Origin of the sequence: Mesorhizobium sp. CU3 (assembly GCF_006442965.1) — a bacterium.
GTDB lineage: Bacteria > Pseudomonadota > Alphaproteobacteria > Rhizobiales > Rhizobiaceae > Mesorhizobium.
This window is the reverse complement of the sequence record NZ_VFWX01000005.1, coordinates 93870-105354: the sequence shown is the minus strand read 5'-3', so window position 1 is coordinate 105354 and position 11485 is coordinate 93870. Positions and strand designations below refer to the sequence as shown.

9 protein-coding genes are annotated in these 11485 nt (G+C 66.8%); 8 read left to right on the top strand and 1 reads right to left on the bottom strand.

Annotation, left to right across the window (positions count from 1 at the left end; genetic code table 11):
- Window positions 1-131 precede the first annotated feature (131 nt).
- Complete coding sequence (locus tag FJ988_RS09780) at window positions 132-878, bottom strand: IclR family transcriptional regulator (RefSeq protein WP_140816921.1); 747 nt, start codon at window positions 876-878, stop codon at window positions 132-134.
- A gap of 162 nt (window positions 879-1040) precedes the next feature.
- Between FJ988_RS09780 and FJ988_RS09775 the strand changes: the two genes are divergently transcribed.
- The 8 genes from FJ988_RS09775 to FJ988_RS09740 all read left to right on the top strand — a co-directional run bounded on the left by FJ988_RS09775 (window position 1041) and on the right by FJ988_RS09740 (window position 11452).
- A complete protein-coding gene (locus tag FJ988_RS09775; protein WP_140816920.1) occupies window positions 1041-2432 on the top strand; it encodes a transaminase in 1392 nt (463 codons plus the stop codon).
- 2 nt (window positions 2433-2434) lie between these two features.
- Entirely contained in the window at window positions 2435-3232 is a 798-nt protein-coding gene (locus tag FJ988_RS09770) for an SDR family oxidoreductase (protein WP_140816919.1), read from the top strand.
- Complete coding sequence (locus tag FJ988_RS09765) at window positions 3229-4002, top strand: SDR family NAD(P)-dependent oxidoreductase (RefSeq protein WP_140816918.1); 774 nt, start codon at window positions 3229-3231, stop codon at window positions 4000-4002. The genes FJ988_RS09770 and FJ988_RS09765 overlap by 4 nt, the downstream gene beginning before the upstream one ends.
- Window positions 4003-4131: 129 nt before the next feature.
- Complete coding sequence (locus FJ988_RS09760) at window positions 4132-5427, top strand: SWIM zinc finger family protein (protein ID WP_140816917.1); 1296 nt, start codon at window positions 4132-4134, stop codon at window positions 5425-5427.
- Window positions 5424-6863, top strand: coding sequence for a DUF5691 domain-containing protein (locus tag FJ988_RS09755; RefSeq protein WP_140816916.1), 1440 nt, complete (start codon window positions 5424-5426; stop codon window positions 6861-6863). The genes FJ988_RS09760 and FJ988_RS09755 overlap by 4 nt, the downstream gene beginning before the upstream one ends.
- Window positions 6864-6882: 19 nt before the next feature.
- Complete coding sequence (locus tag FJ988_RS09750) at window positions 6883-7962, top strand: AAA family ATPase (RefSeq protein WP_140816915.1); 1080 nt, start codon at window positions 6883-6885, stop codon at window positions 7960-7962.
- Between the two features lie 3 nt (window positions 7963-7965).
- Window positions 7966-10224, top strand: coding sequence for a DUF5682 family protein (locus FJ988_RS09745; RefSeq protein ID WP_140816914.1), 2259 nt, complete (start codon window positions 7966-7968; stop codon window positions 10222-10224).
- Window positions 10217-11452, top strand: a complete 1236-nt coding sequence (locus tag FJ988_RS09740) for a VWA domain-containing protein (RefSeq protein WP_140816913.1) — start codon at window positions 10217-10219, stop codon at window positions 11450-11452. Before FJ988_RS09745 ends, FJ988_RS09740 begins: the two co-directional genes overlap by 8 nt.
- The last annotated feature ends 33 nt before the right edge of the window (window positions 11453-11485 follow it).

Genomic DNA, 11485 nt, shown 5'->3' with positions numbered 1-11485 from the left:
GATGTTCATAAGTGCACCATAGCACATTTTGAACGATGTTCAAGAGAAAAGTGAACACTGTTCACACCTCGGATCGGTAGGCTGAAACTGACGAGAATTAGGGGCTAGAAGCTTACGACGCTGAACACGCCTCATGCCTCGCCGGTCAGCCGCGCCGAGATCAGCCTTGCCGCTCTTACGGCAGCCTCGCCCTGGCTGGCCGCGACCGTGTCGTCAACGCGCGAGACGGGCGAGGCGATCGCCAGCGTGCCGATCGGCTGGCCGTCGGCACCGAGGATCGCCGCGCCGATACTGTGCACGCCTTCTTCGTAGCCCTGGGAACTGCGCGAATAGCCGTGTGACGCGGCAAGCGCGATGGCTTTCACCAGGTCGTCGGGCTGTGTCGCCGTGAAAGAGGTGAAAGCCTGCAGCGGCCTTTCGAGATAGGCGTTGACCGCTTCCAGGCGCGAGGCGGCGAGGAAGGCGATGCCCGACGCCGTGCCGTGCAGCGGCAGCACCTGGCCGACATCGACATTGACGCGATTGGCCCGGGTCGACAGCTCGACATGGACGGTGAGCAGCGCGCCGGCGCTGAACTCCGACAGATGCACGGTCTCGCCGGTTTCTTGCGACAGTTCGCGGATGACCGGCGCGGCGAGCCGCACGAAAGGGAAATGCGCGTCGCGGATGCGAGCGAGCCGCGACAGGCCGGCGCCCAGCCGGTAGCGCCGGCTCCGGGGCTCCTGTTCGATCAGCCGATGGTCGCCAAGCGCCATCAAAAGGCGCCTTGTGGTCGCCTTGTCGAGCCCAGCGCGGCGGGCGAGGTCGGACAGCCCGATCTCCGGCTCGTGAAGCGTAAACAACTCCAGCAGCGACACCGCTTTGCCCACCGTGCTCATGATGCATTCTCCGAGATACTTCGCATGTGAATTAACTTGACAATGGTCGCTCCAGTCGTCAGTGTGCCTATAACATACAAAACGACGGTTCAAATAGTGAACCGATTTGCGAACAAGTTCGTGCCCAGAAAATTTGTCTGCCAGGGAGAGCTCAGCGCCGTGATGGCTGCCAGCAACAACGATTTGCATTCCACCACGATCGAAGGCCTACTCGACCGCGAGCAGGCGCGGTTCCTCGAAATGCACCCGCGCTCGGCCGCGGCCTGGAAGGAAGGCAAGAAGCATTTCCTCTATGGCGGCCCCTCGCACTGGATGCGGCGCTGGGCCGGCGGCTTCCCGGTCTATGCGTCTTCCGCGCGCGGCGCCCATATCGCCGACATCGACGGCCACGACTATGTCGACTTCGCGCTCGGCGACACCGGCGGCATGTGCGGGCACGCGCCGGAGGCGGTGACGCGGGCGGCACTCCATCAACTACAGAACGGCACGACCATGATGCTGCCTACTGAGGACAGCCTCTGGGTCGGCGCCGAGCTGGAGCGCCGCTTCGGCCTGCCCTACTGGACGCTGACGACATCGGCCACCGACGCCAACCGTGGCGCCATCCGCATCGCCCGCATGATCACCGGTCGCAACAAGGTTCTGGTCTTCTCGGGCTGCTACCATGGCGGCGTCGAGGAGGCGCATGTCGAGATCCGCGACGGGCGCGTCGGCCTGCGCAACATGATCCATCCCAACGGCGTCAATCATTCAGCGGTCTCCAGGGTGGTCGAATTCAACGACGTCGCCGCGTTGGAAGAAGCGTTGTCGCATGGCGACGTCGCCTGCGTGCTGACCGAGCCGCTGATGACCAATTTCGGCATGATCCCCGTCGCCGACGGGTTTCATCGAGCGTTGCGCGAGATCACGCGTCGCACCGGTACGGTGCTGATCATCGACGAGACGCACACCATCTCCAGCGGCCCCGGCGGCTACACTGCGCTGCATGGCCTGGAGCCGGATATCCTCGTCGCCGGCAAGGCCATCGCCGGCGGCATTCCGGCCGGCATCTTCGGCGTCTCGCAGGCGATCGCCGAGCGGCTGTGGGCAATCGTGCCGATGGTCAATCCGCGCGTGCGCCAGTCGGCGCATCTCGGCATCGGCGGCACCCTGGCAGGCAACGCGCTGACCGTCGCCACCATGCGCGCGGTGCTGGAGGAGGTGCTGACGCCGGCCAATTTCGAAGTGATGATCGCCAATGCGTCGCGGCTTGCCGACGCTGCCTGGGGCATCATCCACGCCAACGAATTGCCCTGGCACGTCACGCAGGTCGGCGCCCGCGCCGAGATCATGTTCATGCCCGAGCCGCCCCGCAGCGGCGCCGACGTCATCGCCGGCCGCCGCGGCGACCTCGAGACGCTGCTGCACGCCTTCTACATGAACGAAGGCATATTGGTGACGCCGTTCCACACCATGTTCCTGATGTGCCCGGCGACCTTGCCGGCCGATGTCGACCGCCATACGGAGGTCTTCGGCCGCTTCGTCGATCTCGTCCGCGGCGCGGGCGTCGTCTGACGATGGCGAAGCCGTTCGACCTCACGGACAAAGTGGCGCTGGTGACCGGCGGCGGCCGCGGCATCGGCGCCGCCATCGTCACGCGCCTCGCCGAGGCCGGCGCCTCGGTGGTGATCGCCAACCGGACGCTTGATGTCGCCGAGGTGCTGGCGACTGATCTTTCGGCGCGGGGTTTGTCTGCCCGCGCGGTCGCGCTTGCCGGGCTCGACCGCGCAGCTCTGCATCAACTCGTCGGCGATGTCGCGCGCGAGGCCGGCCGGCTCGACATCGTCGTCCACAATGCCGGCGGCTGCCCTTGGGCCTCGGTCGAGGAACTCGACGAGGACAAGCTCGAGGAAGCGCTGGCGCTGAATCTCAAAGCCTGCTTCTGGCTGGCGCAGGCAGCCGCACCGGCGATGCGCAAGAACGGCTTCGGCCGCATCCTCGTCACCTCGTCGGTCTCGGCGCGCGTTGCCATGGCCGGCGGCGCGCATTATTCGGCGGCCAAGGCTGGCGTCAACGCCTTCATCCGGGGTGCGGCCTTCGAGTTCGCGCGCGACGGCATCACCGTCAACGGCGTCGAGCCCGGCTTCATCGCCAAGCCGGGCAGGGGGACGATGAGCAGGCCGGAGGTGGCGGGAAGGCTCGGTCAGTTCATCCCGATGGGCCGTCTCGGCGAGGCCGACGACATCGCCTATGCCATGCTATACCTTGCCTCCGAGCAGGCCAAATACACGACAGGCCAGACCATCGTCGTCGACGGCGGCTCGACCCTGCCGGAGACCGGCTATGCCGTCGAGCGGCATTGGGGGCTCGCATGAGCCGCCGCCTGGAAGGCCGCACGGCGCTGATCACGGGTGCTGCCACCGGCATGGGCCGCGCCACGGCAGAACTCTTCGGCCGCCACGGCGCCAAAGTCGTCGCCTTCGGCCATGGCGGCGAGGTGCTGGACGAGGCGGCCAACGCCAGCGGCGGCATCGCCGTGCATAGCGACATCACCAACGCTTCCGACATTGCCCGCGCCATCGATGCATGCGCCGGCCGTCTCGACATCGTCGTCAACGCCGCCGGCGTCATGATCCTCGACGAGCCGGAGACGCTGAGCGACGAGACCTGGGCGAAGAGTTTCGCCGTCAACGTCACCGGCTCGATGATGGTCTGCCGCGCAGCACTGCCGCTGTTGAAAGAACGCGGCGGCGCGATCGTCAACATCGCCTCGGTCGGCGCCTTCAACGCCAGCGCCCAAAACGCCGCCTATTCGGCGAGCAAGGCAGCGCTCGTCTCCTACACGCGCTCGCTCGCCTTCGCGCACGGCCCGGACGGCATCCGCGCCAACGCGGTGGCGCCCGGCTGGGTGCGCACGCCGATGAGCGTCTACGAGATGGAAGTGGCGGCAGCCGCCAACGGCACGACGCCCGAAGAGGAGTTCGCAGCGCTGACCGGCCGCATCGCGCTGCGCCGCATCGCCGATCCCGCAGAGATCGCCAATTGCTGCCTGTTCCTCGCCTCCGACGAAGCGTCCTTCGTCACCGGCGCGGTTCTGGTCGCCGACGGCGGCGGCCGCGCGCCGACGCAGAACAGGGCGGTGTGACCGGGCTGGGCTGTCCGGCAACGAGGCATCAACCATCTCTCCGCCTCGAAGATTCCGAGCTACAACAATCCGCGACAGACAGTTATCTATGCTGTGGCGAGGTGTTTGCTTTGAGTCACGGGGGGCGGCTTGCAGCTGGATTTGAAGACGATCGAGGCTTTGGCCCCTGACCAGGCCTCGCTTGGCGCTGCTGCGAAGCTGACCAAGCGCTCGAACTGGCCTCGCCTGGAATCGCATGCGCAACTGCCGCTGATATGGGGCGAATGCCAGGGTTCCGGCTCCAACCCTTATCGCGTCGCCTTCGATACGTCCGATCACGGCTATAAATGCACCTGCCCGTCGCGAAAATTCCCGTGCAAGCACATACTGGCGCTGGCCTGGATCGGCGCCACGGCTGAGGCCAGCTTCACGCGCGTCGACCAGACGCCCGATTGGGTGAACGACTGGCTCGGCCGGCGCCGCAAGCCCGGGCAGCCGCCGGCTCAAGCGCCGGCACGCGCGGAAGGCAAGAGCATCGACGAGGCGTCGCGGCCGGAAGAAATCGCTCCCGTCGAGGACGCCGCCGCCGTGGAGCGCCGCGAGGCGGCGCAGCGCAAGCGGGCGGAGGACACGCGCAGCGCCGTTTCGGCCGCGCTTGATGAACTGGATCAATGGATTGCCGATCAGCTTCGGCTCGGCCTTGCCGGGTTCGTCGACGCCTGCAGCGAACGCTGCCGCCGCATCGCCGCACGTCTTGTCGACCTCAAGGCGACGGCGCTCGCCGGGCGCATCGACGAGTTGCCGGCAAGACTGATGGCGCTGCGCGGCGAGGAGCGGCCGGACGCGGCGATCCGCGAGCTCGGCAAGCTGGTGCTGCTCGCCAAGGCTTGGCGCGCCGCGCCTGACGATGCCGAGCTGAAGCGCCTGGTCTCGACGTCGGAGACGCGCGACCAGATCCTCGCCAACCCGGATGCGGTCCAGGTCGAGAGCGACTGGGAGGTGCTGGGCGAGAAGATCGAGACCCGGCGCGAGGGCCTCGTCAGCCACGCCACCTGGTTGCTCGACCTGAAGAGCCCGACACCGCGCTTTGCGCTGCTGCTCGATTTCTTCCCGGCATCGGCGGGGCGGCGCTCCGGCGCGTGGCCGGCTTTCGTCCCTGAAGCCGACGGGGATCCCCTGGCGGCCTATGCGGCATTCCAGGACGGCGCGCCGTGGCTGTCCGATTGCCCGATCATCCTGCCGGCCGGCGCGATCGCGCTGGACGATAAGGATGGCGCCTGGTGGCAGGCGGTGAGCGATCCGCATGGCATTGCCCTGCCGGTCGCGGGCTCCGTCGATCAGACCTTGCTCGGCCTCGATCTCACGGCGACGGCTGCGCTCTGGAACGGCGCCAGGCTGGAGCTTCTGGCGTCGCAGAGCAACATGGGGAGGCTCGATCTGTCATGAACGAGCTCGACCAGGCAGGACTGGCACGACTGCGCGACGGCTGGATTTCTGGCGGCACCGCATTCGAATTGGCCCCCGCCGAGTGGAAGGAAGTTGCAACTGCTTCCAGCCCAGACGAGCAGGAGCGGCGGTTGCTGGCCATCGCCGCGCAGGCGCTCGACGTCGCGCTTCGGCCGGTGGCGCCGAAAACCTTGAAACGCCGTCCGCCACTGCCGGTTCTGGCCTTGCCGACGCTCCCCGAACGGTTGCGGCCGTTGCTGCGGGCTGCATTGAAATATGCCGCCGATGCAAGGCTCAAGACCCGTGTGGCCGCGCTCGTCGCCAGCCGTGGCTTCGTGCTGCATCCGATGGATTGGATGCCCGCCGCGTCATCTCAGGAAAGTCCGGAAGTCTACGCTCCCTGGGTCGACTGGCAGGCAGGCGCGGATGGTGACAAACAGTCCCGCCGCGAGCATCTGACGGCGGAAAGCTGGGATGATTTCTATCCAGCCGCGCGCCGCACTGCTTTGGTCGAGTTGCGGCGCACCACGCCCGCGCTGGCGCGGACGTTGATCGAGACCAAGGGAGCAAGCGAGCCGGCGGAGGTCAGGCTTGCGCTCATCGAACTCTTGCGCTTCGGCCTGGGTGCCGAAGACGTTCCGTTCCTGAAGAGCCTGTCCGCCGATCGCTCGGGCAAGGTGCGCGAAATGGCCGGCCGGCTGCTGGCAAGACTGGGGGAACACGGCAATCCGGCTGGCGGCGGATCGGAAGACCCTATAGCCGAGCTTGCCGCTTTCATCGAGGAAGGCAAATCCGGCTTCATCCGCCGCCGCACCACCTATGCGCCGATAAAGCTTAAGTCGCCTGCGCAACAAGCCCGTCGCGCGGACTTGTTCGCATCCTGCTACTTCGGCGACCTCACTGCCCATTTCGGCAAGACAGAGCCCGATTTCATCGGCGCATGGCAGTTCGGCGTCGATGACAATGCCGATCGTTTTCTCGTTTTAATGGTCTCGGTGTCCGGCAGCGATGCGGCAGTGGCCCGTTTGGCGGATATACTTGTCGCCGAAGGCGGCAAGCATACGCTTCTCGTCCTGCAGCTCATGTTGCGTTTGGACATTGGCTGGAAGCGCGTCGTGATCACACAGATCCTGAAAGACGCACAAAATCTGCACGCGCTCAACCTGGTCGAAGGCGCGGAAGCAGGCTGGCTGGAATGGGGCGACCTCACAAACGGCAAGACGCTTTCGGCGCTGCGGTCCGCAGTCTCGGGTGACAACGACGTCACGAAACGAAGCGCCGAGCAGTATCTCGAGGCCATTGGCTTTCTCGCCACGGCGGCGACGGCGGAAAAACTGATCGGCGACGTCGTCGCCGCCGGCTTGTCGCCCGCATCCCCATCGCTCGCCCTGCTGCGGCTCAACGCGGCGCTGGCCGAAAATCAATCGAACAAATGATCAATCCGGAGAAGATCGCATGAACGCAGCCATCCGCCTTCCGGCCGAACAGGTCTATGCCGCCGAACTGCAGGCGCTGGCGCGCGGCGACGACCGCCAGAAGCCCGCCGGCTGGAGCCTGTCGCCCAAAGCCGTGCTGACCTATCTGATGGGCGGCAAGGCGAGCGACGGCACGGTGATTTCGCCGAAATATGTCGGCCGCCGGCAATTGATGGAAACGGCGGTCGCCACACTCGCGACCGATCGGGCGCTGCTTTTGCTCGGCGTTCCGGGAACGGCGAAATCCTGGGTGTCGGAGCATCTCGCCGGCGCCATCATGGGCAATTCGACGCTGGTCGTGCAATGCACCGCCGGAACCGACGAGAACCAGATCCGCTATGGCTGGAACTATGCGCAACTGCTCGCCAAGGGACCGAGCCAGGACGCGCTGGTGCCGACGCCGCTTTACCGCGCCATGCAGGACGGCAAGCTCTGCCGGCTCGAAGAGCTGACCCGCATGGGCTCGGACGTGCAGGATACGCTGATCACGGTTTTGTCGGAAAAGATGATGCCGGTGCCGGAGCTCAACACCTCGATCTACGCGCAGCGCGGCTTCAACATCATCGCCACCGCCAACAATCGCGACAAAGGCGTCAACGAGCTTTCCTCGGCGCTCAAGCGGCGCTTCAATGTCGTGGTGCTGCCTTTGCCGGACGACATGGCGGAGGAGGTCTCGATCGTCTCCCGCCGCGTCGGCGAGATGGCCGGCGGGCTGGACCTGCCGGTGCCGAAGAATGTCGGCGAGGAGATCGCCCGCGTGCTCACCATCTTCCGCGAGCTGCGCTCAGGTGCCACCGCCGACGGCAAGGTGACGCTGAAGACGCCGTCGGGCTCGCTGTCGACCGCCGAGGCGATCGCCACCATGGTCAGCGGTCTCAGCCAGGCGGCGTGGTTCGACGACGGCAAGCTGCATGCCGAAGGCCTGGCGCCAAGTCTGGTCGGCGCCATCGTCAAGGACCCGGTCCAGGACAAGGTGGTGCTGGAGGAATATCTGGAGACGGTGCTGAAGAAGCGGCCGGACTATGCCGGCTACTACGCGGCGCTCAACGCGACCATCTGAACCATGGCGCAGGGCGGCATCAGCTATTTCGGCATTCGCCATCACGGGCCGGGCTCCGCTGAGAGCCTGGTCAAGGCGTTGCAGGAATTGCAGCCCGTCGCCGTGCTGATCGAAGGCCCAGTAGATGCCTCGCCGCTGTTGCCGCTGCTCGCCAGCCCCGACATGAAGCCGCCGGTGGCGCTGCTTTGCTATCCGGAGGACGATCCCGCCGCGACCAGCTTTTGGCCCTTCGCCGAATTCTCGCCGGAATATCAGGCAGCACTTTGGGCCGTCGCCAACAAGGCGGCGCTGCGCTTCATCGACCTGCCGTCGGCCGCGCGGCTTGCCGAGAAGGCGCCTGAAGGGGCAGCCGACGCCGAAGCATCCGAGGCGGAAGCCACGGGAGAGCAGGGCGAGGAACCGTCGCGCATCCAGGATCCGATCGGCACGCTGGCCCGCGCCGCCGGCTATGAGGACGGCGAGAGCTGGTGGTCTGACATCATCGAGCAGAATCCCGAGCCCGGTCCGATCTTCGCGGCCATCGCCGACGCGATGACGACGCTGCGCGACGGCGAGGGCGCGATCGGCAGATTCGAAGCGATGCGCGAGGCGCATATGCGGCTGGAGATCGCCGCTGCGCGGAAAGAATTCGACGGGCCGCTGGCCGTCGTCTGCGGCGCCTGGCACATGCCCGCTTTGCAAGCGGCGCACACGCAAAAGAGCGACCAGGCGCTGCTCAAGGGCATCGGCCGGCGCAAGACCACGATGACTTATGCGCCCTGGACCGGGCCGCGCCTGGCGCTGGGCTACGGCTATGGCGCTGGCGTCGTCGCGCCTGGATGGTGCAAGCATCTGTGGCAGACGCGCGGGCAGGGCGACGCATCGGTCCTGTGGCTGGCGCGCATCGCCTCGGTGCTCAGGGCCAAGGGTCACATGATTTCCACGGCGTCGCTGATCGAGGCGGAGCGCCTGGCGCGCGCGCTGGCCGCCATCCGCGAGCGGCCGAAGCCGGGCTTCGAGGAACTGCGCGACGCCTCGATTTCGGCGCTCTTCAACGGTGAGGCCCTGCTGTGGAAGATGGTCGAGGCCGAGCTGCTGCTCGGCGCCGATGTCGGCGAGATCCCTCCGGACACGCCGCTCGCGCCGCTGATCGACGATCTGCAGCGCAACCAGAAGGCGGCGCGGCTCAAGCCCGAGGCGCTGGAACGCGAGCTTTCCGTCGACCTGCGCAGCGAGAGCGGGCTTTTCCGTTCGACATTGCTGCACCGGCTGAACGTGCTTGGCGTCGGTTGGGGCCGGCTGACGGATGTCGGCCGCAGCCGCGGCACCTTCCGCGAGCGCTGGATGCTGGCCTGGCAGCCGGAATATGCCGTCCGTTTGGTCGAGAACCTGGTCTATGGGCCGACCATCGAAAAGGCCGCCAATGGCCGCCTGATCCAGATGATCGGCGCCGCCCCAACGCTCGATGCTTTGGCCTCGCTGGTCCAGAGCGCGATCACCGCTGCGCTGGGCGAGGCCTCCGCCGCCGGCCTTGCCGCGCTGGAGGAAAAGGCGGCGCACAGCAGCGAATGCCTGGAGCTGCTGGCCTCGGTGCCGCCGCTCGCCGACATCATTCGCTACGGCGAAGCCCGCAAGACCGAGACGGAACGGCTTGCCGGCCTGCTGGAACGGCTGATCGTCGAAGGTTCGATCGCGCTGCCTTACGCCGCGCGCGATCTCGACGCGCAGGCCGCCGCGGCGCTGATGGCTGCATTGCGCAAGGCCGACGCGGCGATCAAGCTGGTGGAAGCCGACGAGCATGTTCTGGAAGCCTGGCAAGGCGGCCTGGCGGCCGTGCTCGATTCCTCGCGATCGACGCCGCTCGTCGCCGGCTGCGCGGCGCACCTGCTCTATGAGGCAAGCCGGCTCTCCGCCGAAGCCACCGCCGACCTATTGGCGAAGCGCCTGTCGCCGGGAACGCCTGTTCTCGATGCCGCCGCTTTCTTCGAAGGTTTCTTCAGCGGCGCCGGCCAGCGGCTGATCTATGACGAGGGTCTGCGCGGCGCCGTCGATGCCTGGCTGGCCTCGCTCGACGAGGAGGCGTTCGTGGCGCACCTGCCGCTGCTGCGCCGCGTCTTCTCCAACCTCGACAGCATGGAGCGCCGCCGCCTGATCGAGGCCGTGCTTGGCAAGAGGGCGAGCCTGCCCGCCGGACTGACGCCGGCGCCGGATGACGGCGCGGCATGGCGCAGGCATTTTGGTCTTCTCGCAAAGCTGCTCGCAGGGGAGGCTAATCATGGCTGACGAAGCGACCGGGCTGGACCTCGAGCCGACCACGGACAACCGCGAGCGCCGCTGGCGGCTGGCGATCGGCGCTGACGACGAGACCTCGTCGGCGCTATCGGCCGAGGACCGAAAACTGTCGGCGGCGCTCGACGCGCTCTATGGCGACGGCAGCGGCGACACCGCCGGCGATCCGCGCAAGCGGCGTGGCGGGCTCGGCCGTTCGGCGCCTCGCGTCGCGCAATGGATGGGCGACATCCGCTCCTTCTTCCCCGAGCAGGTCGTCCAGGTCGTGCAGAAGGATGCGTTCGAGCGGCTGAACCTGAAGCAGATGCTGATGGAGCCGGAGTTCCTCAAGGCGATCGAGGCCGACGTCAATCTCGTCGCCGATCTGATTTCCTTGCGTTCGGCGATGCCGGACAAGACCAAGGACATCGCCAGGTCGATCATTGCCGACATCGTCGCCAAGCTGATGCAGCGCCTCGAGCAGAAGACCGCCGAGGCGATCCGCGGTGCGCTCGACAGGTCGCGGCGCACCAACCGGCCGCGCCAGCGCGACATCGACTGGCCGCGCACCATCACCGCGAACCTTCGCCACTATCAGCCGGACCACAAGACCGTGGTGCCGGAGAAGCTGGTCGGCTTCATGCGCCGCCAGCGCCGGCTGGTCGACCTCGACGAGGTGACGCTCTGCGTCGACCAGTCCGGCTCGATGGCAAGCTCGGTCATCTATGCGTCGATCTTCGCCGCCGTGATGGCCTCGCTGCCGGTGGTGAGGACCAAACTCGTCTGCTTCGACACCGCCATCGTCGACCTGACCGAAGAGCTCAGCGATCCGGTCGAAGTGCTGTTCGGCGTCCAACTCGGCGGCGGCACCGACATCAACCAGGCCGTCGCCTATTGCGCCGAGCGCATCGAGCGGCCGACCAAGGCGCATTTCGTGCTGATCACCGACCTCTACGAAGGCGGCAACGGCAAGGAGCTGCTGCAAAGGCTGGCAGCGCTGGTGCGTTCAGGCGTCAACGTCATCGTACTCCTGGCGCTTACCGACCAGGGCCGTCCGGGCTACGATCCGTCGATGGCCGGCTCGGTCGCCGCATTGGGCATTCCGGTCTTTGCCTGCACGCCGGACCATTTCCCCGACATGATGGCGGCGGCGCTGCGCCGCGAGGACATCGGCGCCTGGGCGGCGGGCGCCGACATCAAGCTCATCCGCGCCGACGCAGAAACGCCGAACGCCGCCGAATAGCTCTCGGCGGCGTTCGGTATGACTTTCTTGCAG

What these genes read in the sequence shown, in the direction of transcription:
- FJ988_RS09780 (WP_140816921.1), bottom strand. Translation starts at nt 878, where the DNA reads ATGAGCACGGTGGGCAAAGCGGTGTCGCTGCTGGAGTTGTTTACGCTT.
- FJ988_RS09775 (WP_140816920.1), top strand. Translation starts at nt 1,041, where the DNA reads ATGGCTGCCAGCAACAACGATTTGCATTCCACCACGATCGAAGGCCTA.
- FJ988_RS09770 (WP_140816919.1), top strand. Translation starts at nt 2,435, where the DNA reads ATGGCGAAGCCGTTCGACCTCACGGACAAAGTGGCGCTGGTGACCGGC.
- FJ988_RS09765 (WP_140816918.1), top strand. Translation starts at nt 3,229, where the DNA reads ATGAGCCGCCGCCTGGAAGGCCGCACGGCGCTGATCACGGGTGCTGCC.
- FJ988_RS09755 (WP_140816916.1), top strand. Translation starts at nt 5,424, where the DNA reads ATGAACGAGCTCGACCAGGCAGGACTGGCACGACTGCGCGACGGCTGG.
- FJ988_RS09750 (WP_140816915.1), top strand. Translation starts at nt 6,883, where the DNA reads ATGAACGCAGCCATCCGCCTTCCGGCCGAACAGGTCTATGCCGCCGAA.
- FJ988_RS09745 (WP_140816914.1), top strand. Translation starts at nt 7,966, where the DNA reads ATGGCGCAGGGCGGCATCAGCTATTTCGGCATTCGCCATCACGGGCCG.
- FJ988_RS09740 (WP_140816913.1), top strand. Translation starts at nt 10,217, where the DNA reads ATGGCTGACGAAGCGACCGGGCTGGACCTCGAGCCGACCACGGACAAC.